General features: G+C 67.4%; 26 protein-coding genes, 2 tRNA genes and 1 riboswitch. Of the genes, 8 read left to right on the top strand and 20 right to left on the bottom strand.

Annotation, left to right across the window (positions count from 1 at the left end; all coding sequences use genetic code 11):
- Window positions 1-91: 91 nt before the first annotated feature.
- The 4 genes from D107_RS0100330 to D107_RS0100315 all read left to right on the top strand — a co-directional run bounded on the left by D107_RS0100330 (window position 92) and on the right by D107_RS0100315 (window position 5,451).
- The gene (locus tag D107_RS0100330) at window positions 92-1,174 is read left to right on the top strand and encodes an ABC transporter ATP-binding protein (protein WP_018878367.1); all 1,083 of its coding nucleotides are present in this window, start codon (window positions 92-94) and stop codon (window positions 1,172-1,174) included.
- A 95-nt stretch (window positions 1,175-1,269) separates the two neighbouring features.
- Window positions 1,270-2,217, top strand: a complete 948-nt coding sequence (locus tag D107_RS0100325) for an extracellular solute-binding protein (RefSeq protein ID WP_051074871.1) — start codon at window positions 1,270-1,272, stop codon at window positions 2,215-2,217.
- Entirely contained in the window at window positions 2,214-3,917 is a 1,704-nt protein-coding gene (locus tag D107_RS0100320) for an iron ABC transporter permease (protein ID WP_018880469.1), read from the top strand. Before D107_RS0100325 ends, D107_RS0100320 begins: the two co-directional genes overlap by 4 nt.
- 85 nt (window positions 3,918-4,002) lie before the next feature.
- Window positions 4,003-5,451 (top strand): OprO/OprP family phosphate-selective porin, encoded by a 1,449-nt coding sequence (locus D107_RS0100315; protein ID WP_018880468.1) that lies wholly within the window; start codon window positions 4,003-4,005, stop codon window positions 5,449-5,451.
- 107 nt (window positions 5,452-5,558) lie between these two features.
- Here the strand turns inward: D107_RS0100315 and D107_RS0100310 are convergent.
- The 4 genes from D107_RS0100310 to gltX form a co-directional block, all read right to left on the bottom strand.
- Window positions 5,559-5,634 (bottom strand) — tRNA-Glu (locus tag D107_RS0100310).
- A gap of 20 nt (window positions 5,635-5,654) precedes the next feature.
- The gene (locus D107_RS13425) at window positions 5,655-5,879 is read right to left on the bottom strand and encodes a hypothetical protein (RefSeq protein ID WP_026279239.1); all 225 of its coding nucleotides are present in this window, start codon (window positions 5,877-5,879) and stop codon (window positions 5,655-5,657) included.
- 24 nt (window positions 5,880-5,903) lie between these two features.
- Window positions 5,904-5,979, bottom strand: a tRNA-Ala gene (locus D107_RS0100305).
- Window positions 5,980-6,021: 42 nt separating this feature from the next.
- Window positions 6,022-7,428 (bottom strand): glutamate--tRNA ligase, encoded by a 1,407-nt coding sequence (gene gltX, locus D107_RS0100300; protein WP_018866842.1) that lies wholly within the window; start codon window positions 7,426-7,428, stop codon window positions 6,022-6,024.
- 138 nt (window positions 7,429-7,566) lie between these two features.
- On the opposite strand from gltX, the gene D107_RS0100295 reads away from it, so the two are divergent.
- Window positions 7,567-8,010, top strand: coding sequence for a DUF4399 domain-containing protein (locus D107_RS0100295; RefSeq protein WP_026280243.1), 444 nt, complete (start codon window positions 7,567-7,569; stop codon window positions 8,008-8,010).
- A gap of 75 nt (window positions 8,011-8,085) precedes the next feature.
- On the opposite strand, the gene D107_RS0100290 is transcribed toward D107_RS0100295, so the two are convergent.
- Entirely contained in the window at window positions 8,086-9,090 is a 1,005-nt protein-coding gene (locus D107_RS0100290; protein ID WP_018880467.1) for a cytochrome-c peroxidase, read from the bottom strand.
- A 192-nt stretch (window positions 9,091-9,282) separates the two neighbouring features.
- Window positions 9,283-9,505, top strand: a riboswitch (cobalamin riboswitch).
- Window positions 9,506-9,615: 110 nt separating this feature from the next.
- Here D107_RS0100290 and D107_RS0100285 point away from each other — a divergent pair.
- Together D107_RS0100285 and D107_RS0100280 are read left to right on the top strand one after the other, a co-directional pair.
- Window positions 9,616-10,746, top strand: coding sequence for a porin (locus D107_RS0100285; protein ID WP_018880466.1), 1,131 nt, complete (start codon window positions 9,616-9,618; stop codon window positions 10,744-10,746).
- Window positions 10,747-10,766: 20 nt separating this feature from the next.
- Window positions 10,767-11,324, top strand: a complete 558-nt coding sequence (locus D107_RS0100280) for a cytochrome c (RefSeq protein ID WP_018875739.1) — start codon at window positions 10,767-10,769, stop codon at window positions 11,322-11,324.
- 194 nt (window positions 11,325-11,518) lie between these two features.
- On the opposite strand, the gene cobM is transcribed toward D107_RS0100280, so the two are convergent.
- Genes cobM through D107_RS0100265 form a run of 3 tightly spaced genes read right to left on the bottom strand, consistent with a single transcriptional unit; the run spans window position 11,519 to window position 13,955 of the window.
- Entirely contained in the window at window positions 11,519-12,283 is a 765-nt protein-coding gene (gene cobM / locus D107_RS0100275) for a precorrin-4 C(11)-methyltransferase (RefSeq protein ID WP_018875740.1), read from the bottom strand.
- The gene (locus D107_RS0100270; protein WP_018866848.1) at window positions 12,280-12,741 is read right to left on the bottom strand and encodes a cobalamin biosynthesis protein; all 462 of its coding nucleotides are present in this window, start codon (window positions 12,739-12,741) and stop codon (window positions 12,280-12,282) included. The genes cobM and D107_RS0100270 overlap by 4 nt, the downstream gene beginning before the upstream one ends.
- The gene (locus D107_RS0100265) at window positions 12,720-13,955 is read right to left on the bottom strand and encodes a bifunctional cobalt-precorrin-7 (C(5))-methyltransferase/cobalt-precorrin-6B (C(15))-methyltransferase (RefSeq protein ID WP_018866849.1); all 1,236 of its coding nucleotides are present in this window, start codon (window positions 13,953-13,955) and stop codon (window positions 12,720-12,722) included. Before D107_RS0100265 ends, D107_RS0100270 begins: the two co-directional genes overlap by 22 nt.
- Before the next feature lie 4 nt (window positions 13,956-13,959).
- Here D107_RS0100265 and D107_RS0100260 point away from each other — a divergent pair, with 4 nt between their 5' ends.
- The gene (locus D107_RS0100260; RefSeq protein ID WP_018880465.1) at window positions 13,960-14,778 is read left to right on the top strand and encodes a cobalt-precorrin-6A reductase; all 819 of its coding nucleotides are present in this window, start codon (window positions 13,960-13,962) and stop codon (window positions 14,776-14,778) included.
- Here D107_RS0100260 and cobJ read toward each other — a convergent pair.
- The 12 genes from cobJ to D107_RS0100200 all read right to left on the bottom strand — a co-directional run bounded on the left by cobJ (window position 14,751) and on the right by D107_RS0100200 (window position 24,724).
- A complete protein-coding gene (cobJ, locus tag D107_RS0100255) occupies window positions 14,751-15,542 on the bottom strand; it encodes a precorrin-3B C(17)-methyltransferase (protein WP_018880464.1) in 792 nt (263 codons plus the stop codon). The two genes, D107_RS0100260 and cobJ, sit on opposite strands and share 28 nt — an antisense overlap.
- Window positions 15,539-16,294, bottom strand: coding sequence for a precorrin-2 C(20)-methyltransferase (locus tag D107_RS0100250; protein ID WP_038035040.1), 756 nt, complete (start codon window positions 16,292-16,294; stop codon window positions 15,539-15,541). The genes cobJ and D107_RS0100250 overlap by 4 nt, the downstream gene beginning before the upstream one ends.
- Complete coding sequence (locus D107_RS0100245) at window positions 16,291-16,944, bottom strand: precorrin-8X methylmutase (protein ID WP_018875744.1); 654 nt, start codon at window positions 16,942-16,944, stop codon at window positions 16,291-16,293. The genes D107_RS0100250 and D107_RS0100245 overlap by 4 nt, the downstream gene beginning before the upstream one ends.
- A complete protein-coding gene (cobG, locus tag D107_RS0100240; RefSeq protein WP_018880462.1) occupies window positions 16,941-18,272 on the bottom strand; it encodes a precorrin-3B synthase in 1,332 nt (443 codons plus the stop codon). Before cobG ends, D107_RS0100245 begins: the two co-directional genes overlap by 4 nt.
- Window positions 18,273-18,343: 71 nt before the next feature.
- A complete protein-coding gene (locus tag D107_RS0100235) occupies window positions 18,344-19,117 on the bottom strand; it encodes an ABC transporter permease (RefSeq protein WP_038035039.1) in 774 nt (257 codons plus the stop codon).
- Complete coding sequence (locus D107_RS0100230; protein ID WP_018880460.1) at window positions 19,114-20,058, bottom strand: ABC transporter ATP-binding protein; 945 nt, start codon at window positions 20,056-20,058, stop codon at window positions 19,114-19,116. Before D107_RS0100230 ends, D107_RS0100235 begins: the two co-directional genes overlap by 4 nt.
- Complete coding sequence (locus D107_RS0100225) at window positions 20,055-21,164, bottom strand: cobalt-precorrin-5B (C(1))-methyltransferase (RefSeq protein ID WP_018880459.1); 1,110 nt, start codon at window positions 21,162-21,164, stop codon at window positions 20,055-20,057. The genes D107_RS0100230 and D107_RS0100225 overlap by 4 nt, the downstream gene beginning before the upstream one ends.
- A gap of 22 nt (window positions 21,165-21,186) precedes the next feature.
- Window positions 21,187-22,041: a uroporphyrinogen-III C-methyltransferase gene (gene cobA, locus D107_RS0100220; protein ID WP_026280698.1), complete on the bottom strand. Its 855-nt coding sequence runs from the start codon at window positions 22,039-22,041 to the stop codon at window positions 21,187-21,189.
- The gene (locus D107_RS0100215) at window positions 22,038-23,330 is read right to left on the bottom strand and encodes a cobyrinate a,c-diamide synthase (protein WP_018138717.1); all 1,293 of its coding nucleotides are present in this window, start codon (window positions 23,328-23,330) and stop codon (window positions 22,038-22,040) included. Before D107_RS0100215 ends, cobA begins: the two co-directional genes overlap by 4 nt.
- The gene (gene cobO / locus D107_RS0100210; protein WP_018880457.1) at window positions 23,327-23,941 is read right to left on the bottom strand and encodes a cob(I)yrinic acid a,c-diamide adenosyltransferase; all 615 of its coding nucleotides are present in this window, start codon (window positions 23,939-23,941) and stop codon (window positions 23,327-23,329) included. Before cobO ends, D107_RS0100215 begins: the two co-directional genes overlap by 4 nt.
- A gap of 52 nt (window positions 23,942-23,993) precedes the next feature.
- Entirely contained in the window at window positions 23,994-24,284 is a 291-nt protein-coding gene (locus tag D107_RS0100205; protein WP_018878895.1) for a DUF2149 domain-containing protein, read from the bottom strand.
- Window positions 24,281-24,724, bottom strand: coding sequence for a MotA/TolQ/ExbB proton channel family protein (locus D107_RS0100200; protein WP_018174775.1), 444 nt, complete (start codon window positions 24,722-24,724; stop codon window positions 24,281-24,283). Before D107_RS0100200 ends, D107_RS0100205 begins: the two co-directional genes overlap by 4 nt.
- Window positions 24,725-24,857: the final 133 nt, after the last annotated feature.

Here is a 24,857-nt window from a genome sequence, read left to right as displayed (position 1 = left end):
AAAAGCTTCATCCCCGCGCAACAACACCTCAATACCGCTGTAACGATACTGCCCTAGTCTGAGCGCTCGCTCTTTCCCCAAGGCATGTGTCATGCAAACGCCCAACAGCGACCCGCTGCTTGAGTGTCGGCAACTTCGCAAGACCTTCGGGTCGCATACCGCCCTTGATTCCATCGACCTTCAGGTTCATCCCGGCGAATGCCAGGTCCTGCTCGGGCCCTCCGGCTGCGGCAAGACCACACTCCTGAATCTGGTCGCGGGGTCGCTGGCGGCCGATGGCGGGACCCTCTCGATCGCGGGGACGGTCATGGATGACCCAGCGCGCTCTATTCACCAGCCGATGCAGACGCGCGGGCTGGCGATGGTCTTTCAGAATCACAGTCTGTGGCCGCACATGAATGTGGAACAGAACGTGGGCTTCGGACTGAAACTGCGGGGGACCACATCCTCGCAGCGGCGCCGACAGGTCATGGAGATTCTCGAACGCCTCCAGATTGCCGAGTTTGCGGACCGGGCCATATCCACATTATCAGGCGGCCAGCAGCAGCGGGTGGCGATCGCCCGCGCGCTGGTCGTCCGTCCGCGCCTGCTGTTGATGGACGAACCTCTTTCGGCACTCGATGCCCGTCTGAAAGAAGAACTCAAGTCCGAGATCGCACTGCTCATCCGCGACACCGGACAGACCGTCGTGTATGTCACCCACGATCAGGGTGAGGCGTTCGCACTCGGCGACCGCATCGCCCTGATGGCGGATGGCCGCATCGCACAGAACAGTACCCCCGAGGCCATCTACCAGAGCCCCAGCAATCGCTTCGTCGCCGAGTTCATCGGCAGCGCGAACATCCTGGCATTCGAGCGTCGGGGTGACGAGATCGTCCTCGACAATGCCTTGCGCCTGGCGGCCACCAACGGGCTGCCCGCCAATGGGCACCTTGTGGTGCGCCGGGAGGATATTGACCTGTCACCTGGCAAGGCACCGCCTCCGGATGCGCGCCCCAATGGGGTGCTGCCGGGTTCCGTACGCCACTCGCGCTTTCTCGGGGACCGCCACGAGATCCTCCTGGATCTGGACCAGGGCATGCGTCTGCGGGCCTTTCACCGTTCGGCACTCGCCTGCGGCGAAACCGTCGGCATCAGCCTGGACCTCCAGCGCGCCCACGTCGTTCGCAACTGATGGGCATCCGCAGCCTTCTATTGCTCGCCGGTCTTGCGGTCGCGCTTCCGAGTCTGAGCGGGTGCACGGGATCATCCTCGAATGACGACACGCTGGTGGTCTATTCCGCGGGGCCCCGGCCTCTGATCGAACACATCGTTGAGGCGTTCGAAGCCCGGCACGACGTCCGCGTCGACCTCTTCGCCGCCACCACCGGGCAGGTCATGGCGAAGCTGGAGGCGGAACGCTATCGCAACCGCGCGGATGTGGTGATTTTCGCCTCGGAACTCGCGGCCGAGGCCCTGAAGCGAGACGGACGCCTGAGACCGTACCGACCCTCTGGGGTCGAGCAAACCGACGCCGACTGGCACGACCCGGACGGCTATTTCCATGCGACGGCCGCCGCGCTCGTGGGCGTCGCCGTACGCAAGGATCGCCCGCTGGGCGATGCGGCATCGATCGACTGGCCCGATCTGATGCGGGCACCTCATGCCGCGCGGACAGTCATGCCGTCGCCGTCAAGATCGGGAGCCACCGGCGACTTCCTGGTGAATTTCGCCCAGCTCCAGGGAGACGAGCTGTGGCCCGCGTTCGTCGACGCCCGGACGGATGGACTCGACTTCGCGGCGGCCAACAGCCAGGCCATCGGCGGGCTCGTGACCGGCGCATACGACGCGATCCTGGGCGTGGTGGACTACCTTGTCCTGCGCCAACAGGTCCGCAATCCCGAAGTCGAGATGCGCTACCCGACCAGTGGCGCGGCCATGGTTCGGCGGCCGATCGTGATCCTCGACGAGGCGCACGCGCCCGGACTGGCCGAGGCATTTATCGACTTTTACTTCTCCGAATTCGCCCAGGAGGCGGTGGCCGAACAGCACCTGATCCCGGCCCGGGAGGGTATCGCGAACAGTCCGGAACGGCAGGCAGCCTACGAAGGCATGCCTCCGATCCTGGCGCTGGACCGGAGCCAGGCACTCGCGGCTCAGAACCGACTGCTGCGCCAGTTTCAGCTCCGGGTTGAACGCGCGGAGATCCCGCGGGCGGTGCGGAGCCCGGCCCCATGATCACCGTGGCATCCGCGGCCACGCGCCCTTTCGTCCTGTCGTGGGCCAGCACCCGGCTCCCGGTGCTGCTGGTCGCGGCCCTCTTGCTGCTGGGTGCGGGCTATCCCCTGGCGCTGTTGTTCCTGACCAGCATCTTCCCCGAAATCATGGGAGGGCGCTTCGAAGGCTTTCTCGATGCCTATCGCCGGATCGGCGAAACCGAGGGCATCGGCTCCATGTTGTGGAACTCGTTTGCCTGGGCGGGCGCTACCACTGTTGTCAGCTGGATCCTCGGGGTGCCCTGCGGCTACCTGCTCGCACGAACCAATCTGCCCGGGAAACTGTGGGCCCGGCTTTCGCTGCTGGTTCCCATCATGACCCCGCCCTACATCGCGGCGCTGTCCTACATCCTGGTGATGCAGGACGGCGGGTTCTTCGACCAGCTACTGGGACCGATGCCCGAGGCGCTGCGCGCCTGGTTCTTTTCGTTCTGGGGCGTCACGCTCGTCATGGCGCTGGCCTCCTTTGGCTACGTCGCACTGGCCACCGAGGCCGCGCTGGCCTCCATACCGCGTCGCCTGGAAACCGCCGCGGTACAACTGGGTGCCAGCTGGGGCCAGACCCTGCGCGCCATCATCATTCCGCTGATGCTGCCAGCGCTGTTCAACTCCGGTCTGCTGGTGTTCCTCGAGGCGCTGTCGAATTTTGGTGTTCCCGCGGTCCTGGGCACTCGCGCCAACCTGCCGCTGTTACCCGCCGAAATCTTCTACCTGGTGACCAGCTGGCCGCTCGACCTCGCGCTGGCCACCGCCCTGTCTTCTCTCCTGTGCCTGGTCGCCCTGATCGCGCTGTACGGATCGCGCCTGCTGGCCAGCTTCATGGGCGGCGGCCGTTACGAACCCGAAACCCCGCATCAATTCCAGCTGGGGCCCGGGGCGCGCATCATCGGAGTGGCCTGGTTTGCGGGGCTGTTCGCTCTGTCCACGCTGCTGCCCTACTTCGCCATGCTGGTCACCAGCATCGCGGACCAGTGGCAAGGCGCACTCCCCAGCCTGACCCTCGACCATTACCGCGCCATCCTGATACCGGGTTCGCGGGGGTCGGAGGCGTTGTTCACCAGCCTGTGGCTGGCCTTCGCCGCCGCGACCATCAGCATCTTTCTCGGCGCGTGGATCGCCTATGTAATCTCGCGAACGCATGGCTGGCTGCGCCATGCGCTGGAGGGCCTGGCAACCCTGCCACGCGTCATCCCCAAGATTGTTCTGGCAGTCGGCCTGATCCTCGCCTGGAACGCATTCTGGGTGCCCGTCTCCCCCTACAACACGGTGTGGATGCTGCTGCTGGCCTATGTGGTGATCTACATCACCGACGCCCTGAACTACGCCAACAGCCGCCTGCAGTCGATGGATCCGGCGCTTGAACATGCGGCTTCGATCCTCGGCGCCAGCCGCTGGCGCGTGTTCTTCCAGGTCGTTCTGCCTCAGCTCAAGCCTGTGCTGCTGGCTGCCTGGCTGACCACCTTCATCGTCACCATGCGCGAGCTCGTGGCCTCCATCCTGCTGCTTCCTCCGGGCGTGGACACCTCCGCCACCTTCATCTTCAACCAGTTCGAGCAGGGCGACCTCGCCGTCGCGATGGCCATGGCCAGCATCACCATCGCCTTGAGCTCGATCGTCCTGGTCGTATTCCAGATTCGGAGCCGCCCCCGCGCTCCCACCTGATCACGCCTCAAGGCGTGTACCCATCACACCCGGTTCGCGGGACTCATGCCGGGTGTGCATACGCATACATTCACAGGAAAAGACCATGAAACCATTCAAGACTCCCGTACTCCTGGCCGCCCTGATCAGTGGTGGCATTCTGGCTGCACCGGCCCATGCCGAGAGCTCCACATCGGCCCTGATCGACAAATTGATCGAGCGCGGCGTGCTCACCGAGCAGGATGTCCGCGACCTCCGCGAGGCGGAAGCCCGGGAATCCGAAGCCGTCGCCGACCAGATTAAGGCCGAGGATCGCTATCAGGGACTGGAGTACGAACCGACCCTTCCATTGCAAACCGTCGATGACCGCATCCAGGCACGCAAATTCCGTGTCGAAAGCCAGGACGGCAAGAACCGATTCGGGCTGCGCGGACGACTGATGGTGGACGCTGAGGCCGCTAACTGGGACGACAATCTTTCCGAAGCCGCCAATGAGGCCGATCCGATTCCCGAGTACGGAACGTTCCTGCGGCGCGCCCGACTGGGCGCCATCGGCGTCTATGACAACCTTTGGGAATGGCAGCTGGAGGTCGACTTCCGGGACAGCGAAGTCCGCTTTGCAAACGCCTACGTCGCTCGACTTTTTGACAGCGGGCGCCTTGCAGTCGGCAACTTCAAGGAGCCTTTCTCGCTGGAAAGCTCGACCAGCTCGCGGCGCCTGACCTTCATGGAGCGCGCCACGCCCGTGGACGCCTACCGGCCCAGCCGACAGATCGGCCTGATGTACGAGACGCTGGTGCCGGATTGGTATTTTGCAGCGGGTGTCTTTGGCGGGGACGGCACGGATCGCGACCGGGATGTCGAGGAAGGGTACAGCCTGGCAACCCGCGCATCGTTCGCCCCGTATATGTCCGAAGATACGTTCACCCACCTGGGTGCGTCCTTCAACCACCGGGTCAACGCGACGGACGAGGGCACGCTCGAAGATGTTCGCCTGCGCTCGCGTGAAGGCGCTCGAGCCATCGACGTCCGGCTGATTGGCCGCAATGACCTCGAGGGTGTGGACTCATACAGCCGATATGCTCTCGAAGCCGCTTGGGGCAAAGGGCCCTTTTCTCTGCAGGGTGAGTATCTGCGAGTGGACCTGGATCTCGACCGTGAACAAGTTCTGGATGCCCATGGAAGTGACGCCACGGACAAAAGCAGCCTCACGCTGGACGGCTACTATATCCAGGCGAGCTACTTCCTGACCGGGGAACAACGCAATTATCGCGCCTTCAGCGGCGATTTTGGCGCCGTACGCCCGAATTCCGTCTTTGGTAACGGAGGCACGGGTGCGTGGGAGATCGCGGCTCGCTACGCCCATGCCGACTCGCTGGAACACACCCAAGTGGGGCGCGGCAACAAGATGGACCACTACACCCTTGGTCTGAACTGGTACCCGAACCAGGACATGGTGTTCAAGCTGAACTACATGTACTTCGACTACGAGGGTCGTGGTGGCGTATCCAATGGCAACCATGTGCTGGCCGCCCGCGCCCAGTTCGAGTTCTAGGACGAACGGATCGGCGAGCACAGGGAGGTGCTCGTCGCTCTACTGGCTTCATGCCCAAGGCACAAATGAAAAGGCCCGAACCTTTCGGTTCGGGCCTTCTCGGGATATGGCGTCCCCACGGGGATTCGAACCCCGGTCGCCGCCGTGAAAGGGCGGTGTCCTAGGCCTCTAGACGATGGGGACGTAGAGGCAACGTCTTGTTGCTATTCCGGTGGGCCTTTGGGCCGATCTTCTTCGCTACCCGGTGGCCGATGCAGAAGCGTCGTCACCAGACCGTTGAATACCAGCAAAAACCCGATCGGTACCAGCGCAATGAGGGGCTTGGACCAGGTCTGTTCCCCGGTGAGCATCAGCCCGAATCCGCCGATCAATCCGACTACTGCCAGCACCAATCCAACGTAGAGTGATATGACCCCGAAACGATGCATTGATGAACTCGCAAATCACCTGAGTGGTGGAGCCAGGCGGGATCGAACCGCCGACCTCCTGCATGCCATGCAGGCGCTCTCCCAGCTGAGCTATGGCCCCGTGTCAGGCGAGCGCGTACTGTAGCCAGCACCCCGAAATGTGTCAACCCGCTTCGGCGGAAATTTTCGCCAGCGCGCGGTCGATGCGGGCCAGGGCGCGCTCGCGCCCGATGAGCACCAGCGTATCATCGATGGGCGGGGAGACCGTACCCCCGGTGAGGGCCACGCGCAGCGGCTGCGCGACCTTGCCGAGCTTCAGCTCCAGGCGCTCGCCGGTATGCACCACCACCTCGTGCAGCGGCTCCTTCTCCCAGGCGCCCAGGGCACTAAACCCGTCGTGCAGGGTCTGCAGCACGGGCTTTGCCTCGGCGGTCAGCTGCTTGCGTGCGGCCTTCTCGTCGTAGTCCTCGAACTCGCGATAGAAGTACACGCTGTTCTCGGCCATCTCGCGCAACGTGCGCGCGCGTTCCCGCTGGGCGATCACCACATCGCGCATCGCCGGACCATTGGCCGGATCGATGCCCAGCTGGCCCAGGTGCCAGCCGAACTCCAGCGCCACATGATCCGGGTCCAGCGTCTTGATGTAGTGTTGGTTCAGCCACAGGAGCTTGTCGGGGTTGATCGCCGAGGCGGACTGGTTGACGTCCTCGATATCGAACAGACGCACCAGTTCGTCCACCGAGAAGATCTCCTGGTCGCCGTGGGCCCAGCCCAGGCGCACCAGGTAGTTCAGCAGCGCCTCCGGCAGATAGCCCTCGTCACGGTACTGCATCACCGAGACCGCCCCGTGGCGCTTGGACAGCTTGGCACCGTCCGGGCCCATGATCATCGGCAGGTGGCCGTAGCGCGGCGGTTCCACGCCCAGCGCTTTCAGGATGTTGATCTGGCGCGGGGTATTGTTCAGGTGGTCATCGCCACGGACCACATGGGTGATCCCCATGTCCATGTCGTCGACCACCACCGTCAGGTTGTAGGTCGGCGAGCCGTCGGAGCGGGCGATGATCAGGTCGTCGAGCTCGCTGTTCTGGAACGCGACCTTGCCGCGCACCATGTCATCGACGACGGTCACGCCCTCGTCCGGCGTGCGAAAGCGGATGACCGGCTCCACGCCCTCGCGCGGCTCGGTGCGCGCACGGCAGCGACCGTCGTAGCGCGGCTTTTCCTTGCGCGCCTTCTGCTCCTCGCGCATCGCATCCAGCTCTTCCTTCGTGCAGTAGCAGCGATAGGCGTGGCCAGCGGCCATCAACTGGTCGATCACTTCCTTGTACCGATCGAAGCGTTCCGTCTGGTAGAACGGCCCGTGATCGTAGGTCAGCCCCAGCCAGTTCATGCCCTCGAGGATCGCGTTCACCGACTCCGCGGTGCTGCGCTCCAGATCGGTGTCCTCGATCCGCAGTACGAACTCGCCACCGTGGTGGCGGGCGTACAGCCAGGAGAACAGCGCGGTGCGGGCACCGCCAATATGCAGATAGCCGGTCGGACTGGGGGCAAAACGGGTGCGAAAACTCATGCGGGCTACTCGTCTCGATCGGGAGGTGGAAAACGAAGGCGCATAGGGTAGCAGAACGCCACTGCACTGCCGCGCGGACCGCCGACTATACTCGAAATGAGTACACAGACCGGCCGAACCCAGGCCCAAGGAGTACCCATGAATACCGCTCTTACTCGGCTCTCCACGCTGCTCGTGCTGACGGGAGGCCTCGCGCTGGCCGGAAGTGCCATGGGCAGCGACCGCATCGCGCCGCCGGATGGCGCGAAGGTCTATTTCATCAGCCCGCAGGATGGCGAAACGCTCGAAAGCCCGGTGCGGGTCCAGATGGGCCTGCGCGGCATGGGTGTTGCCCCGGCCGGTGTGGAGATGGACAACACCGGCCACCACCACCTGCTGGTGAACAAGCCGCTCGACGAGGTGGACCTGGACGCCTCGCTGCCCTTCTCCGACCACAAGCGCCATTTCGGCGGCGGGCAGACCGAGGGCGAGCTGGAACTGGAACCCGGCGAATACACCCTGCAACTGCTGTTCATGGACTACCGTCACATCAGCTTCGACCCGCCCGTTGTCTCCGAGAAGATCACGATTACCGTGGAATAGATCTGTACCACACCATCAAAAAGCCCCCCTCCGTTTCCGGAGGGGGGCTGAGACATTCGATTCCGATGCGGCCGGTTACGGCAGCGCAGGAATCTCGAACTGCGGCATTTCGCCGGTCAGCGCGTGCATGAAGGCCTCGATATCCGCGACCTCGTCATCACTGAAGTCCTGCCCCAGCATTTCCTCGCCCATGATGCGGATCGCCTCTTCCAGCGTGGCGGTCTCCCCGTTGTTCATGTAGGGATAGGTCAGGGCTACGTTGCGCAGGGTCGGGGTCTTGAACGCAAACCGGTCGCTCTCCTCACCCGTGACCAGGTAGCGGCCCTCGTCCTCCGAACCCGGCACCTGGATGCGGTGGAAGTTGCTGTCGGTCAGCGCCGGCCCACGGTGACAGGCCACGCAGCCGTTGTCGGCGAACAGCTTCATCCCGCGCATCTGCTGCTCGCTCATCGCGCCCTCATCCCCGGCCAGCCAGCGATCCAGCGGCGAGTTCGGGGTGTTCAGCGTACGCTGGAACGTCGCCAGCGCCTTGGCCACGTGGTCGGTATTGATCACGTTGTCGCCGTCATAGTCGGGATAGGCGGCCTCGAATTTCTCCTGGTACTCATTGAACTCCTCCAGGCGGGCGATCGCATCCTCCAGCGGCATCGCCATCTCGATCGCGTCCTGGATCGGGCCCAGGGCCTGCCCCTCCAGGTCGTCCTCTCGGCCATCCCAGAACTGCGCGGTGAAGAAGCCGGAATTCAGAACGGTCGGGGTATTGCGCTCGCCGACCTGGCCATCGTGGCCCACCGCGCGCGGGATGCGGTCCGCCCAGCCCAGCGCCGGGTTGTGGCAGGTCGCGCAGGAGATCACGCCGGAGCTGGAGATGCGCGGCTCGAAGAACAGCATCTTGCCCAGCTCGATCTTCTCCTTGGTCATCGAGTTGTCCGCCGGGATCGGCGGCAGCGCCGGCAGCGGCTCGAACACGTCGCGATACTGCGAGTAATCAGTATCCGCCACGGCGGGCGCGGCCACGCCCAGCGCCAGGGCGGTGCAGGCCGAAAAGATGGCGCGGCGAAGATAAGAACCTCGGATCATGGCAAAGTCTCCCTGAGATTGGATCGGTGTCGGCGAAGACCGATATAGACTCGGTCCAAATCACCTGAATCCCACCCTATCGACCCGGTATTCGATCGACCAGCGAAATCAGCGCTCCCGTTGATCCAGATCAATCACTGCGGTTGGTCGCTCATCAAACGCTCTTCTTGCCAGCCTGTTTGCACCCCAGTACCCTTCGCCCCGCCTCCAGGTGCCCTGGCGTTCCATCGCCGGGGATAATCGGGAAGCCGGTGCGCGAACTGCCGTTCGCAATGCCGGCACTGCCCCCGCAACGGTAGGTGAAGACAACGGATCAACAACCACTGCGCCGCAATTCGGTGTGGGAAGGCGATCCGCCCGGGCACCCCCGCCCGCTTCACGAGTCCGGAGACCGGCCAGGAGGAAACCTGACGCTGCGGCGGGCAAGCGGTCGGGTCGGGCTTGCTGTGTCTATAGTCCCCGACCTCCCCTGGCCCACCCAGCGTCGTTCCATCCACGGCGCACGGGGTGTGCGTCCCAGGGAGAATGACCTTGAACAAACCGACCCGACGACCCGGCCGGCCGCCACTCCTGGCTCCGGCCCCGACCCTTCTCGGCCTGTTGATCGCCAGTGGCGGGGCTTCCCCCCTCCAGGCACAGTTCGAGTTCGGCAGCGAAGCCGACGGCTTCGCCATCACCCTGGACCCGCTCATCCAGGGCCGCTACGCCATCGAGCGGGGCGACGAGGGAACCACCACCGAATTCGACTTTCGCCGCGCCTGGCTGGATACGACGGGCACCCTCTTCCACCCCGATCTTAGTTTTCGCCTGCAGCCCGACTTCAGCAGCGGCGAGCTCTCGATGCGCGATGTCTGGCTCCAATACGCACTGACCGAGTCCCTCGACCTGCGCGCCGGCCAGTTCACCGTACCCTTCGGCCTGCCGCGGGACATCGGTGGCCCCAACCGGCTGTTCACCGAATTGAGCATCGCGGGGAATCAGTTCGAGGTCCCGGCTGGACGCGATACCGGCGTCACCCTACTGGGGGGCGACAGCGACGACCGGGCCTGGGCCATCGGCGTGTTTGATGGTCGCGGCCGCCTTGACCAGCGGGATGACCGACCGTCCACCTCCGGCCACCTGTTCAGCGCTCGGGGGGCCTGGGCACCGGTAGGCACCCTTCCACGCGACAACACGACCGTCGGCAAGCCGGTCGAGCATACAGTGGCCCACGGCGTCGGCCTGCAGGCGGCGAACCGCAATCACCTGCGCGACTGGACTCGCGGGCGGGAGAACCAGGTAAATCAGCAACGCGCCGACTGGGTCACCGCAACGGCCGACAGCGTCGTCAAGTTTGCCCGCACCGCCATTTCATTCGCCGCCTTCCGCCGCGACGTATCGCCCGATCACGGCCCCTCCTACCACGACTTGGGCGCCGAACTCGAGCTGGCTCAGGCACTGCCCTGGGAGGGGCTCGAGGTTGCCGCGCGCCACGCTGTGCTGCGCCACGACGCCGGCAACGACCTCGGCACCGACGAGCGCTGGCAGCGCGAGCGGGGCGCCGGCCTCAACTGGTACCACCGCGGCCAGCGACAAAAAACCCAATTGATGTGGCTGGACCGCGACGCCGGCACTTCGGACTGGGAGCTGCACTTGCAGCACCAATTCCGCTTCTGACACTGGAAAGGAGATCCGACATGACTCGACCCCCCTTTACACCGGCCCTCCGGATCGCCGGCCTTGTCCTGTTCCTGCTTGCCGCCACCGGCGCCCATGGCGACGAGGTGACGCTCCCCATGCCCGGCCCCTGGGGCAAAGACTACAGCGAGACGATGGACAACCCGGCCACAGTGGACGCCACCGAGGCCTTCCAGCGCTTCCGCCAGCAAAGCATGCAGGGCACCTCAGCCACCTACCGCAGCATCGAGCAGATCCTGCGCTACGACGCACCGTTCGCCGAGCGCCTGCCCGACCTCGCCGAGGAACTGGCGCGCCGAGCCGCCGACATCGAAACCTGGTTCGCTCGCGAGACCCCGGCGCGGGGCGGCGAACCCGGCGCCCTGCCCGCGGCCTGGGAGGACCCGGAGTTCTCCGAGTACAAGGCAGCCTACCGCGAGGCCGCCGAACGACTGCAGCGCAAGGTCGAGGCGGCCGAGGACCTGGAGAACGAAGACTTCCAGCTTCGCGCCACCGAGGCCCTGAACGGCGTGCGCCACCATTGCTTGGCCTGCCACGACCACTACCGCCGCCGCTAAACCGGGCGGGAACCAAGGGGCCGCCTCACGGCGGCCCTTTCCGTGGTCCTGATCGAGAAGAAACCGCCTTCGCCTGCAAGCAGACTCCTACAGGTTCCTGGCGATGTGGGAACCTGCTTGCAGGCGAAAAGCCCAGTGCCCCACAACACCCACCGGAGTCACCCCTGCCTGCGGAAGATCGGGGCCGCCGCCGCTTAGTCCCCGTCCATGCCGCGGTAACGGCGCACATGCGCCGGGTCGTACAGCGCACTGTCGCGGAAATCGCCCGGGTCCAGCGCCGGGCCCACCAGGATCAGCGCCGAGCGCCGCGTGGTCAGGGCCTGCGCCCGTTCCGCGATATTCCCCAGCGAACCGCGCACCACGGTCTCGTCCGGCCAGCTGGCACGGAAGACGATGGCCACCGGGCAGTCGCAGCCGTAGTGCGGCCGCAGGTCCTCGACCACGGTCTCGATATTGTGCAGCGAAAGATGGATCGCCAGGGTCGCCCCGGTGGCGGCAAAGCTCGCCAGCCGTTCGCGCTCCGGCATGGAGGACGCCCGTCCCGGCGTGCGCGTCAGCACCACCGACTGCGCCACCTCCGGCACCGTCAGTTCCCGCCCCAGGGTCGCGGCGGCGGCGGAGAATGCCGGCACGCCGGGCGTGATGCTGTACTCGATCCCGGCCGCCTCCAGCCGACGGATCTGCTCGCCCAGCGCGCTGTAGACCGACAGGTCGCCGGAGTGCAGGCGCGCCACGTCCTGGCCCGCCGCGTGGGCGCGTTCGATCTCCTCCATGATCGCGTCCAGCGTCAGCGGCGCGGTGTTGACCACGCGCGCCCCCTCCGGGGCATGTTCCAGCACGGCCTCCGGCACCAGTGAACCCGCGTACAGGCACACCGGACAGGCCGCAATACGATCCCGGCCGCGCAGGGTCAGCAGATCCGCGGCACCCGGGCCTGCACCGACAAAATGAACCGTCATGATGACTCCTCGAAAAGATGTTGGCGGTCGACCCAGGCCACCGCGCAGCTGGCCTGCGGTGACAGACGCCGCGGCAACAGCAGACGCGCGCCCTCGCCGGCCGCTGCCAGCGCCGCTGCCTCGGCCACGGAACCGACCCCGGCCGTTGCACGCACCCGTGGCGACTCCGTCAGCACTCCCCCCTGGCAGTCCGCAAGGGCGGCCATGGACGGGAATACGAGTTCCAGTTCCAGCTCCCGCGCGACCGTCGCCAGCATGCGACTGTCACTCTTATGCACCGGTGCCGCCAGCTGCCGGGCCCCGAGCACTCCGGCACGCTCCACTCCCAGCACGGCGCGAGCCTCGGCCAGTACCTCGCGCATCAGACCCTCCAGCTCCCGGGCCGTACAGGCGGAGGCGAAGCCGACGCCCGGCACGACCAAGCCCCCCTCCTGGTTCAGATCCGGCGCAGGGCCCACAGGGTCACCGGCCGCAGCGGTTTCCAGCCGGACATCGCGCCCAGCGGTTCCGAGCGACTCACATTGATGCGTGTCAGCTCGCCACCATGGCGCTCGCGAGCCGCCGCCAACACCGCATCGCCCTCCACCGTCACGCTGCTGGCGACCAGGCGCCCCCCCGGGCACAGACGCTCCACGCAGTGTTCCACCAGCCCGGGCGTCGTCAGCCCACCACCGATGAAGATCGCGTCGGGGGCAAACAGGTCATCCAGCGCCTCCGGCGCGCGCCCGTGGATGCGGCGCAGTGCCGGCACTCCCAGTGCGCTCGCGTTGCGCGCGATGCGTTCCAGGCGCTCCGCGCGCGGCTCGATGGCCACGGCGGTGTTGGCCGGATCCGCCAGCATCCACTCGATGCCGATGGCACCGGAGCCGGCGCCCACGTCCCACAGCCGCTCGCCGCGACCGGGCGCCAGCAGGGCCAGCGCCACCGCCCGCACCTCGCGCTTGGTGATCTGACCGTCCTGCTCGAACTGCGCCTCCGGCCGGCCGGCACTGGCGGCCAGCACCTGCGCCGCCGGATCGGCCCGGCATTCCAGCGCCACGGTGTTCAGCGCCTCGATCGCGACCTCCGGCCAGGCCCCGGCGCGCGCGCGGACGACCGCCTCGCGGTCCGCACCGAGGGACTGCAGCACGGTCAGGGTGGAATCGCCGAAGCCGAGCCCGGTCAGCCAGTGCGCCAGTTCCGCCGGGGTATCCCCGTCGCGGCTCAGGATCAGCAGTCGCGCGCCGTCATGCAGCCAGGGCCGCAGCGCCTCCATCGGCCGGCCGTGCACCGACAGGCAGCGGGTCTGCTGCAGCGGCCAGCCCATGCGCGCGGCGGCCAGGCTGAACGCCGAGGGCGCCGGCCAGACGGCGGTCTGCGCGACCGGAAAGCGCCGCATCAGGGTCGCCCCCACCCCGAACCAGAAGGGGTCACCGCTGGCGAGCACGCACAGCGGCTGTCCGGCGCGCGCCTCGATCCAGTCCAGCGCGGTCTCCAGCGGCGACGGCCACACCAGGCGCTCCTGCCCCGGCCGCTCCGGCAGCATCTCCAGATGCCGTGCGCCGCCGATCACCGTCGCCGCCGTGTCCAGCGCCATGCGGGCATCCGGGGTCAGCCCGGCGAGCCCCTCCGCGCCCACGCCGACGATGTTCAGCCATGGCGCTCGTTCGTCATTGGTGGCTAGACTGGTCATCCTCATGAGCTCCCGTTCATCCTCCGAAACCGGCCCCCGGGCTGCGCGCCCGCGGCAGATCCTGCTGCTGGGCGGCACCACCGAGGCCGCAGCCCTGGAACCGCTGCTGGACGGCCACCCGCGGCTGCACGCCACCGTGTCGCTGGCCGGACGCACGCGCAGGCCGGCACCCTCGCGACTGCCGCGGCGCACCGGCGGGTTCGGCGGCGCCGAGGGCCTCGCCGCCTTGCTGCGCGACCACGCGATCGACGCCGTGGTCGACGCCACCCACCCGTTCGCGCGGCAGATCTCGGCCAATGCCGTCGCCGCCACGCGCCGCGCCGGCGTACCCCTGGCCCGGCTGACCCGGCCGCCGTGGCAGGCGACCCCCGGGGATCACTGGCTGCGCGTGCCCGACCTGGAGGCCGCCGCCCGCGCGCTCCCCGGCCTCGGCCGGCGCGTGCTCATCACCACCGGGCGCCAGCACCTGGAGGCCTTCGCGGCCGCGCCCGAGCTGGACTACGTGATCCGCTCCATCGACCCGCCGGAACCGCCGCCGGCGCTGCCCCGGGTCACCTGGCTGCGGGCCCGCGGCCCGTTCAGCCTGGCCGATGAGCACCGGCTGCTGGAGACCCACGCCATCGACGTGCTGGTCACCAAGGACAGCGGCGGCGCGGCCACCGCCCCCAAGCTGCAGGCCGCCCGCGAACGCGACATCCCGGTGGTGATGGTGGACCGGCCGCCGGACGCCCCCGGGGTGCCCCGCTTCCACGCCCCGCAGGCGGCCCTGGAGTGGCTGGAAGGCCTCCCGCGCGTTCACCGCGACTCCGCCGACTCGACATAGCGCGGGGTGTACACATGGCGCCGGCCGGAGCGGCGCTCCAGCACCCGGGTGGAGGCGGCGCCCACGATCACCAGCGTGCTCATGTTGGCCGCCGTCGGGTCCACCTCGCCGAGGGTGGAGATCTGCACGTCTTCGCGTTTGCCGCGTCCCACCGCGGTGGCCAGCACGACCAGTGTCTCCGACCCCTGCACCTCGCGCACGATGCCCAGTGCCTCCCCCAGCTGCCAGGGACGTGCGCGCGAGATCGGGTTGTAGAAGGCCATGGCGAAGTCGGCCTCGGCCGCCAGCCGTACCCGACGCTGGATCAGCGACCAGGGCTTGAGGTTGTCCGACAGCGAAATCACGCAGAAATCGTTCCCCAGCGGCGCACCCAGCCGCGCCGCGGCGGCCTGCATCGCCGAGATCCCGGGAGTCACGTCCACCTCGACTCCCGCCCAGCGTTGCGCTTGCGCCCCTTCCAGGGCCTCGAAAACCGCCGCCGCCATCGCGAATACGCCCGGATCGCCACCCGAGACCACGGCCACGTCCCGCCCCTCGGCGGCCATGTCCAGGGCGTGCATCGCGCGCGCCAGTTCCTCACGGTTGTCCGAGGAATGAACACGGTGATGAGGGCCCGCAATCCGTTCCAGGTACGGCCCGTACCCCACCAGATCGGTGGCCGCTTCGAGACGGGCAGCGACCTCCGGTGTGATCCATTCCGGCCCCGCCGGACCCACCCCGACCACACTCAGCCGACCGACCACCGGACCGCCATCCCCGCTCATCGCCGAACCCCGCGCCCGGGGATCACGATCATCGAGAAATAGGGCACCCGTTCCGGGATCTCGGACAGCGGCAGGACCCGCTCCTCGGCAGTGCTGGCGCGTTCCACGTACCAGGCGCGCTCACTCAGCCCCAGCTCCTGCAGGACACCGACCACCGCATCGCGATGGGTCCCCACTTTCATGATGACCGCTGCATCAGTCCCCTGCAGGGCCTGGCGCAGATCGTCGATCGGCATCGTGCCCGGGATCACCGTCAGCAGGTCATCGCGCATGGTCAACGGAGTTGGCAGTTGGGCGGCAGAGGCCATAATCGAAGTCACTCCGGGCACAATACTCGTGCGAAAGCGCTCCTTGAGCCGCAGGTATACGTGCATGAAGGAGCCGTAGAAGAACGGGTCGCCCTCGTTCAGCACCACGACCGAGCGCCCGGCTTCCAGTTCGGCCGCCAGCTGCTCGGCACAGGCGTCGAAGAACTGTTCGATGCGGCGGCGGTATTCCTCGGAGCCGTGCGGAATCTCGTTGGTCACCGGGTACTCCAGCGGCATCTCGCACTGGCCGGTACCCAGGTGGGCGTCCACAATCGCACGCGCCTGACCGCGCCCGCCACGGCGGCAGAAGTAGGCCACGACCGGACTCTGTGCGATCAGCCGCGCGGCCTTCAACGTCAGCAGCTCGGGATCGCCAGGCCCGGTGCCGACTCCATACAGGCAGCCCGCCTCCGGAGATGCATTCACAGGGGAAGAAGTCGTCATATCCGGTCACTCGCAAAGGCGTTGATGGCCGCCGCGGCCATGGCGCTGCCACCGCGGCGTCCGAAGATGGTCAGGTACTCGAGGTCCAGCGGGCTGGCGGCCAGCGCCTCCTTGCTCTCCACCGCACCGACAAAGCCCACCGGGATACCGAGTACCGCGGCCGGACGCGGCGCGCCCTGGTGCAGCATCTCCAGCAGGTGAAACAGGGCCGTGGGCGCATTCCCGATCGCCACCACCGCACCCTCCATATGCGGTCGCCACCATTCCAGCGCCGCCGCCGAACGCGTTGTGCCCATACGCTCGGCAGCAGCCACCACTCCGTCCTCGCGCAGGCTGCAGATCACCGGGTTATCCGCCGGCAGCCGGGCGCGCGTGACCCCATGCGCCACCATGTTGCTGTCGCAGAGGATCGGCGCGCCAGCAGCCAGCGCCGCGCGAGCCGCCCGGGCCACGCCAGCCGAAAACCCGACGTCCTGCGGCAGGTCGGTCATACCGCAGGCATGGATCATGCGTACCACCGCAGACACCAGATCCTCCGGAAAACGATCCAGCGCCGCCTCGGATCGAATAATCGCGAAGGATTCCCGGTAGATGGCTGCGCCGTCGCGCTCGTAATCCGGTACGACCCCCGCGGTATCGCTCTGCGTCATGTTTCTTCTCCGTTATTCATCATCGCGTTGAGGCGCCGACGCAGCTCGGTCGGGCCCAGCCTGCGCAGGGCCGCGAGCATCCCGACGCGCTCTGCGTGCGTAATCTGTTCAAGCGCCGACAGGGCCGCTCGCAGCTGATCCGGTGAAAGACCCTCAAGAAGGGTCTCCCAGTGCGCCGGGGCAGATTGCAGCGACAGGTCGTAATGCCCCGCCCGCGCCGCAAGGACCACCCGGGCATTCGCGGGCCTCCCGCAGTGCTTCTCGCAGCCACTGACATGCAGATATTCGTCATCCGCCAGCAGTCCGCGGGCGGCTGTCCCGAGCATCGCGGCGTCCGCCCGAGTGAATGTCGTACCCGCCGAGCATCCCCCCTGACCGACACAGGCGCTCACCACTAGGCGACGATCTCGTGGATCCGTTACTCCGCCCCATTCAGCCAGCCGGTCCAGGGTGATCGGCCGCGCCCCGACCAGCAGCACGCTGCGCCAGGGAGTCAGCCGCAGGCGCCCTTCTTGGCCGCGGATCTGCTCGGCCAGCCCCCGCAGGGCCTCGGCGCGCAGGGATCCGAACGGGAACGCGACCCCGAAGGCATCGCCATTCAGGCACGCACCAATCCCGGAGTCGGCGTTTTCGCTGCTCCGTGCCGCAACCGGATCCCCACCCGGAAGCACCCGCTCCAGCCCGGGAGGCGTCAGGGCCTTCGCGCCGAACCGAGCCAGTGCGCCGGGCAAACGGCCCGGCGGATCCGGATCCCCCTGGCGCAGCGCCACGAATTGCTCGAGGACTTGCAGGGCAGCGTCCACGGCCTTCTCCGGGCGTGCCCACCCAAGCACCGTCGCGGCGTGAGCCGACGCCCCGACGGCCACGCGAATCCACACGCCACCCGGTCCCGTACAGGCCTCCAGTCGAAGGTCCGCCGGCACTCTACCCAGCGGCAACCCGCCACCCGCCTCCACCAGCACCCCGACCTTCGGCGGCAGTGCGCGCAGGCGCGGGGTTGCGCCCAGTGCCCGCGCAAGTTGCCGCGCGATGGGCTGTACATCCATGGCGGCCTCCAGGTCGATATCCGTCGCCGGTGCCACCAGCACATTGCGCACCGCCTCCGCCTCGGGATCGCGATCCGCCAGACCCGCCGCCTCGAGTTCGGCCCGTGCCGGCTCCAGGCCCGCCGCGTCCAGACCGCGCAATTGCAGATTGCCGCGACTGGTCAATTCCAGGTCACCGGAACCGAAACGCAGCGCTACCTCGGCGAGGGTGCACACCTGCGCCGCGTCGAGCCCTCCGATCGGGTGACGTACCCGCATCAGAAGCCCGTCTCCGGTCGTCATGGGCGCAGCGACTCCGGGACACGCCCGGCGCACACGCGGATGCTCGACACCCAACGGCTTCGCACCCCTGCTCATGACCGGATCCGCACGCCGCGAGCGACCAGGGCCCAGGCCACCCCGCCGACAACCAGGGTGGTCCCCACGAGCACCCAGAAGGTTGTGGCCCAGGCGAAGGACCCGGTCCCCAGCAGACCGTAGCGAAAGCCCTCGACCATGTAGTACAGCGGGTTCAGCGCCGCCAGCGATTGCCAGGGCTCGGGCATCCGTTCCACCGGATAGAACAGCCCTCCCAGATAGATCAGGGGGGTCAGCACGAACGTCGCCACCACGGAGGTGTGGTCGAAACTGCGCGCGTACAGGCCATTCAGCAGGCCTGCCAGGGCGAACAGCGTGGCACTGACCAGCGCGATCCCCAGCGTCGCCGCCAGGTGGTGCAGTTGCAGGTTGGTAAACGGGATCGCAACCAGCGCCACTAGCGCCCCGGCCAGCAGACCGCGGATCACCCCGCCGGTTGCAAAGCCCGCCACGATCAGCCAGGCGGGGAGTGGCGCAACCAGCAATTCCTCGATGTGCCGCTGCAGGCGCGCGCCATAGAACGCCAGCGTCACATTGCTGTAGGCGTTGGTGGACACGGCCAGGATGATCAGACCCGGCAGGATGAAATCGGCGTAGTCGACGCCACGCATGGTGCCCAGCTCGCGCCCGACCAGGTGACCAAAGATCACCAGAAACAGAACGGTCGTTACCACCGATGGCAGCAGGTTCTGCACCCAGGCACGCAGGAAGCGGCGCACCTGCTTGATCACCATGCCGCGGTAGGCAAATCCGTAAGCCGCGAGTCTCATGTCCCGGCCCCCTGCGATGCACTGGCACGTTCCGCGATGCGCTGCAGGAACAGCGACTCGAGCCGGTTGCGCTTGTTGCGCAAGCCCGCCACTCGGATCCCGCACGCGCCGAGGCGTTCAAAAAGCGCGTTCACTTCCATGCCCTGCGGCAGGTCGATCTCCAGGGTCCAGCGATCCACCCGCCGGATCGCCAACCCTTCCAGCTCGGGGCACGCATCAAGGGGGGCGCTCAACTCGAGCACCAGGGTCTGCACGTTCAGCCCGTGCAGCAGTTCGCCGGTCTCGCCGCGCGCAACGATCTCGCCCTGATCCAGAATCGCCAGCGAATCGCACAGCGCTTCCGCCTCCTCGAGGTAGTGCGTCGTCAGGAGGATGGTCACACCATCCGCATTCAGCGCACGCAGCAGTTCCCAGGTTGTATGGCGTCCCTCGAGGTCCACCCCCGCGGTCGGCTCGTCCAGCAGCAGCACGTGCGGGCGGTGCACTAGCGCCCGGGCAATCATCAGCCGGCGCTTCATTCCGCCCGACAGCCCCCAGGCGGACTGCCGCCGCCGGTCCGCCAGGCCCACCTGTTCCAGTACCTGGCCAGTACGCTCGCGCGCCCGCCGCGGGGACAATCCGTAATAGGCCGCCTGGGCTTCAACAATCTCGCCCACCGGCTCGAAGCTGTTGAAGTTGATCTCCTGCGGCACCACGCCCATGCAGGCCTTCGCCGCAACCGCCTGTGTCGCCACGTCGAAGCCGCAGACCCGGATCGACCCGCGATCGGCCCGCACCAGCGTGGTCAGCAGTCCCACCAGGGTCGTCTTGCCGGCCCCATTCGGCCCCAGCAGGCCGAAAAAGCGGCCCGCCGGGACTTCCAGGTCAACATCCGCCAGCCCGACCCGGCCACCGGCATAGCGCTTGGCCACCGACTTCAGGGCGATTGCCGGGGCCATCATGGCGCCAGCCCCCCGGTGTCCCTGGCCAACCCGACGATGCGTCCGGCCCGATCCACCGCGCAGACCTCCAGCGCCGTGGTCTCCGGCAGCATCCCGCGCGCCCGCTTCCAGGCGCGCGCACTGATACGGTCGGCCAGCGCCACACCCTGCTCCAGGCAATCCGCAAGCGCCTGGGCGCTGGTATTCGCCGCGCGCATGCGCGCGACTAGTTCCTGGCTGCCTCCCAGATCCGCCGCCTCCTCCGCCAGCGCGTCGAGATCGATGCGCGACTTGCGGCTGTGGGCATCCAGGTGTCCGGCCGCGAATTTGCTGAGCTTGCCGAACCCCGCGGCCAGCACCACCGCAGGCAGAGGATGACGCCCCAGGTACTTCAGTGCCGCCCCGAACAGATCCCCCATCTCGATCAGCGCCATGTCGTCCAGGCCGTACTGTTCGCGCATCGCCGCCTCGCTGGTACCCCCGGTGCAGCAGGCCACACGCGGACAGCCGTTGGCGCGGGCCACGTCTATGGCCTGATGGATAGATGCGATATAAGCGGCGCAGGAGAACGGCCGGACGATGCCGGTGGTGCCCAGAATCGAGAGTCCCCCGAGGATGCCCAGGCGGGCGTTCATGGTCCGCTCGGCAATCCGTTCGCCGCCGTCCACGCCAACCGTTACCCGAAAGCCCCCGCTGTATCCGCTCGCCTCGGCGAGCGCCTCCAGGTGGCCCTGCATCATGCGCCGCGGGACCGGGTTGATTGCCGGTTCGCCCGGCGCCAGCACCAGGCCCGGGCGCGTAACCGTCCCGACCCCGGCACCCGCGACGAACTCCACGCCGGGTTCGCCGCACAGGGTGACCTCGACCCAGACCCGCGCCCCGTGGGTCGCATCCGGATCGTCACCGGCATCCTTGATGACTCCGGCCACCGCACCCCCCGAGGTCGGTTCCAGATCGTTCAGTGCCAGGCTCACCACCTGCCCCCTGGGAAGGGTGACCTCGACCGTCTGGAGTCGTTGCCCCTCCAGTAGCCAGCGGGCCCCGGCAATGACAGCCGCGCTCGCGCAGACACCGGTGGTCAGACCGGTGCGCAGGCGCCCGGTGGTCTCGGGCGTCTCCGGGCGCATGGCACCCTGCGGACGGTTCGAGTCAGCCGATTTCATGCGTTCCCGGGACGGACTGGGCATCTTGCGCGGCAATCGTCTCGCGCAGCCGCACCACTTCGCCCACGATCAGCAGCGCGGGCGACTGCATGGCCAGATCCGCCACCCGCGCCGGAAGGTCGGCCAGCGTGCCCTCAATAACGCGTTGCGTCGGGCGGGTGCCCTGCTCCACCAGCGCGGCCGGCATCGCGCCATCCGCGCCCGCCGCCATCATCTCGCCGCAGACCTCGGCCAGGGTGTGCAGCCCCATGTAAACGACCAGGGTCTGCTGCGGATGGACCAGCGAGGCCCAGTCCAGATCGGTCTCGCCGGCACGCCGGTGGGCGGTCACGAACTGGCAGCGATAGGCATGATCGCGATGGGTCAGCGGGATTCCTGCATAGGCCGCACAACCACCCGCCGCGGTAATCCCCGGCACGATGCGCACGGGCACCCCGGCAGCGGCAATCGCGGCAGCCTCCTCGCCACCTCGCCCGTAGACAAACGGATCGCCCCCCTTAAGGCGCACCACGTAGTGTCCCTCCTGGGCCAGTGCGACCATGCGATCGTTCAGATCCCCCTGATCGCAGCTGTGCCGTGAGCGGGCCTTGCCCACATACAGGCGTTGCGCCTCCGGGTTGGCCAGATCGAGGATCGCCTCCGGGATCAGGCGGTCGTGCAGCAGGACATCGGCGTGCTGCATCGCTGCGGCGGCGTCCAGTGTCAGCAAGCCCGGATCGCCCGGCCCTGCCCCGACCAGATCCACGCAACCGGGCTTTCGCTCGCCGCACAACGGGAGGCGGGCCCCGGCGCGCGCCCCGGGCTCGATCCGCGTCACATTGTCCCGCGGTCGATCACTCATGCTCGAAACAGCTGGGCCGTGGCCTCCGGGTTGGAGGGGAACCAGGCATGCAGATAGGTCGCGGTCAGGCGGCCGTCGCGATAGATCGCCTCGCCCTGCGACCCCGTCCCGCGCGCGCGCCAGCAATGGCCATAGGGCTCGAGCCCGACCTCGGAGTGGGTGTGATGGAAGGTGTGCCCGCGCAGCTCGCCCTCCGGCAGCGGGGCCGCCTGAAGACCCAGACCCTGCAGGCGGTCCGCCAGTTGGGCCTTGCCCGGCACCAGCCCAGCCATAGCCGCGGCATGGCCCTCGCGGTCGGCCAGTTCGTCCAGCAGGTAGAGAAAGCCCCCGCACTCCGCCAGGATGGGGCGGCCCGCCGCATGATGGGCCTCCAGGTCCGACTTCAGGGCAGCATTGGCGGACAGCTGATCCAGATACAACTCGGGGTAGCCACCCGGCAGCCAGACGGCATCGGCCTCTGGCAACCCGTCCCCCGCAAGCGGGGAAAAGAACCGCAGTTCGGCGCCCATCTTCTCCAGCAGGCGCAGGTTGGCCGGATACATGAAAGCAAAAGCCGCATCCCGCGCGATCGCAATGCGCACGCCGGACAGCGCCGCCTCGGTCGGCGCAATTGTTTCTGGATGAAAGGTCACCGGCTCCGGGAGCCCGGTCACCCCAGCCTCTTCAATCGCGGCCGCTGCCGCCTCCAGCCGCGCATCCAGATCGGCGATCTCGCCTGCCTGCACCAGACCCAGGTGACGATCCGGGACACTTAGCGTCTCGTTACGCTGCACAGCACCAAAGAAGCGGATCGCCTCCGGGGTGCAATCTTCCAGCATCCGCGCATGGCCGGGACTGCCCACCCGGTTGGCAATCACGCCGGCAAACGACAGGCCCGGACGGTAGGTCGACAAGCCATGCACCAGCGCCCCGAAGGTCTGGCCCATGCCGCTGGCATCCACCATGGCCAGGATCGGCAAGCCGAAGGCCTGGGCCAGATCCGCACCGGACGGATCCCCGTCAAACAGCCCCATCGAGCCTTCCACCAGGATCAGATCGGACTCCTGGGCCGCCTCGTACAGCATCGCTCGACAGGCTTCTTCCCCGACCATCCACAGATGCAAGGCGTCGACCGGATGCCCGGAGGCCTGTTCCAGGATCATCGGGTCGAGGAAGTCGGGGCCGGTCTTGAACACGCGCACTCGCAAACCCTGGTTGCGGTGGTAACGGGCGATGGCGGCGGTGATGGTGGTCTTGCCCTGGCCCGAGGCCGGGGCCGCCACGAACGCGGCGGGGCAGCTCACACTCACAGCTCGATCCCCTTCTGCGCCTTGATGCCGGCCTGGAAGGCGTGCTTGACCACACCGATCTCGCTCACGGTGTCGGCCGCCTCGATCAAGCCCTTGGGCGCGGCGCGACCGGTGGTGATCACGTGCTGCATCGGCGGGCGATTGGCGAGATCCTCCAGCACCTCGTCCACATCCAGGTACTGATATTTCAGCGCGATGTGCAGCTCGTCGAGCAGCACCAGGTCGACGTTCGGGTCGTGCAGCATGTCGCGGGCATGTGCCCAGGCCTCGCGGGCCGCGGCCACATCCTTGTCGCGGTCCTGGGTCTCCCAGGTGTAGCCCTCGCCCATCACGTGGTACTGCACCTTGTCCTGGCCACGGAAGAAGGCCTCCTCGCCGGTGGCGAACTGGCCCTTGATGAACTGCACGATGCCGACCTGCATGCCGTGCCCCAGGGCGCGCGCAACCATGCCGAAGCCGGAGGAGCTCTTGCCCTTGCCGTTTCCGGTCAGGATCAGGAACACGCCCTTTTCTTCCTGGGCCTCGGCGATCTTGCGGTCCACCACTTCCTTCTTGCGCGCCATACGCTGCGCGTGGCGTTCGGCCTTGGCCGCGTCGGTATCGTTGGTCATGTTGATGTACTCCTTGAGTTCATTGCTTGTTCGGGGTGCGCAGGGGGCGGGCCTACTCGCCGATCAGGATCATTCGTCCGGTCTCCGGGTCACGGTAGACCTGGCCCATCGACTCGAAGCCGGAGCCGACCTCGCCGGCGCCCTCGGGCGGGTCCGGGATCTCGCGCCCGGGTTCGATCTCGGCACCGCCGCTGGCCGGTTCCAGTCCGCTGCCCGAGGCGGCCATCACCACCATCAGGCCGACAGCGAACACGAGCATGATGTCGGCCAGATTGGCCAGTGGGCCCATCGGCTCTTCGTCAGGGGCATCGAAGCGGCTGGCGCGGTAGTGCGGGACTCTCATGCCGCCGCCTCCAGGCGCTCCATCGCGGCGTCATACCAGCGCCGCCGGAGGCGTCCAAGCAGGAAGCCGAGGATGCCGACCAGCAGCCCCAGCACCGTGGTGTTGAACGCCACCGTAACGGCCTGGGCCAGGATTTCCAGTTCGCCCCGGCCCATCGCGGCCAGCCCGGGACCCAGCGGAATCAACGTCCCCATCAGCCCGAGCATCGGGCCGATGCGTGCCAGCAGATCCGCGCGGTCGATGCGGCGTCGTGCGCGGTAGGCCAGTCGCTCGGCGTCACCGGTGGCCTCCAGCCGGCGCACTCCGCCGGAACGTTCACCCAGTGCCAGCCCAAGCTCCCACACGGCGACCGCGACCAGCACCAGCAGACCGACGATCACCGGCTCCAGCAGCCAGCGCACCACGGTGTCCATCAGTTCCATCGTGATCGAGAACGGCATTCGCGTTTACCTCATTAACCTTTGTTCAGCGCTTCCCAGGTTCTTATGTAGGAGGCCAGCCCTCTGGCCGATGAGCCGCCGGACATACCCCATCGGCCAGAGGGCTGGCCTCCTACAGGAGACATTTCCAGCG

The organism is Thioalkalivibrio sp. ALE30, assembly GCF_000377465.1.
Classification (GTDB): Bacteria; Pseudomonadota; Gammaproteobacteria; order Ectothiorhodospirales; family Ectothiorhodospiraceae; genus Thioalkalivibrio.
The sequence above is the reverse complement of the archived record's forward strand: the minus strand, read 5'-3'. Positions and strand labels throughout refer to the sequence as shown.

Bases quoted from the DNA above. Each gene is read 5' to 3' on its own strand.
- D107_RS0100230 (WP_018880460.1), bottom strand. From the start codon at position 20,058: ATGATGGCCCCGGCAATCGCCCTGAAGTCGGTGGCCAAGCGCTATGCC.
- D107_RS0100330 (WP_018878367.1), top strand. From the start codon at position 92: ATGCAAACGCCCAACAGCGACCCGCTGCTTGAGTGTCGGCAACTTCGC.
- D107_RS0100320 (WP_018880469.1), top strand. From the start codon at position 2,214: ATGATCACCGTGGCATCCGCGGCCACGCGCCCTTTCGTCCTGTCGTGG.
- D107_RS0100265 (WP_018866849.1), bottom strand. From the start codon at position 13,955: ATGACCAGTCTAGCCACCAATGACGAACGAGCGCCATGGCTGAACATC.
- cobO (WP_018880457.1), bottom strand. From the start codon at position 23,941: ATGACCAACGATACCGACGCGGCCAAGGCCGAACGCCACGCGCAGCGT.
- D107_RS0100250 (WP_038035040.1), bottom strand. From the start codon at position 16,294: ATGACGACTTCTTCCCCTGTGAATGCATCTCCGGAGGCGGGCTGCCTG.
- D107_RS0100200 (WP_018174775.1), bottom strand. From the start codon at position 24,724: ATGCCGTTCTCGATCACGATGGAACTGATGGACACCGTGGTGCGCTGG.
- D107_RS0100295 (WP_026280243.1), top strand. From the start codon at position 7,567: ATGAATACCGCTCTTACTCGGCTCTCCACGCTGCTCGTGCTGACGGGA.
- cobM (WP_018875740.1), bottom strand. From the start codon at position 12,283: ATGACGGTTCATTTTGTCGGTGCAGGCCCGGGTGCCGCGGATCTGCTG.
- D107_RS0100225 (WP_018880459.1), bottom strand. From the start codon at position 21,164: ATGCGCCCGGAGACGCCCGAGACCACCGGGCGCCTGCGCACCGGTCTG.
- D107_RS0100205 (WP_018878895.1), bottom strand. From the start codon at position 24,284: ATGAGAGTCCCGCACTACCGCGCCAGCCGCTTCGATGCCCCTGACGAA.
- D107_RS0100290 (WP_018880467.1), bottom strand. From the start codon at position 9,090: ATGATCCGAGGTTCTTATCTTCGCCGCGCCATCTTTTCGGCCTGCACC.
- cobG (WP_018880462.1), bottom strand. From the start codon at position 18,272: ATGACGACCGGAGACGGGCTTCTGATGCGGGTACGTCACCCGATCGGA.
- D107_RS0100285 (WP_018880466.1), top strand. From the start codon at position 9,616: ATGACCTTGAACAAACCGACCCGACGACCCGGCCGGCCGCCACTCCTG.
- D107_RS0100260 (WP_018880465.1), top strand. From the start codon at position 13,960: ATGAGCTCCCGTTCATCCTCCGAAACCGGCCCCCGGGCTGCGCGCCCG.
- D107_RS0100235 (WP_038035039.1), bottom strand. From the start codon at position 19,117: ATGAGACTCGCGGCTTACGGATTTGCCTACCGCGGCATGGTGATCAAG.
- D107_RS0100315 (WP_018880468.1), top strand. From the start codon at position 4,003: ATGAAACCATTCAAGACTCCCGTACTCCTGGCCGCCCTGATCAGTGGT.
- D107_RS13425 (WP_026279239.1), bottom strand. From the start codon at position 5,879: ATGCATCGTTTCGGGGTCATATCACTCTACGTTGGATTGGTGCTGGCA.
- D107_RS0100245 (WP_018875744.1), bottom strand. From the start codon at position 16,944: ATGACGCAGAGCGATACCGCGGGGGTCGTACCGGATTACGAGCGCGAC.
- cobA (WP_026280698.1), bottom strand. From the start codon at position 22,041: ATGAGTGATCGACCGCGGGACAATGTGACGCGGATCGAGCCCGGGGCG.
- D107_RS0100280 (WP_018875739.1), top strand. From the start codon at position 10,767: ATGACTCGACCCCCCTTTACACCGGCCCTCCGGATCGCCGGCCTTGTC.
- cobJ (WP_018880464.1), bottom strand. From the start codon at position 15,542: ATGAGCGGGGATGGCGGTCCGGTGGTCGGTCGGCTGAGTGTGGTCGGG.
- gltX (WP_018866842.1), bottom strand. From the start codon at position 7,428: ATGAGTTTTCGCACCCGTTTTGCCCCCAGTCCGACCGGCTATCTGCAT.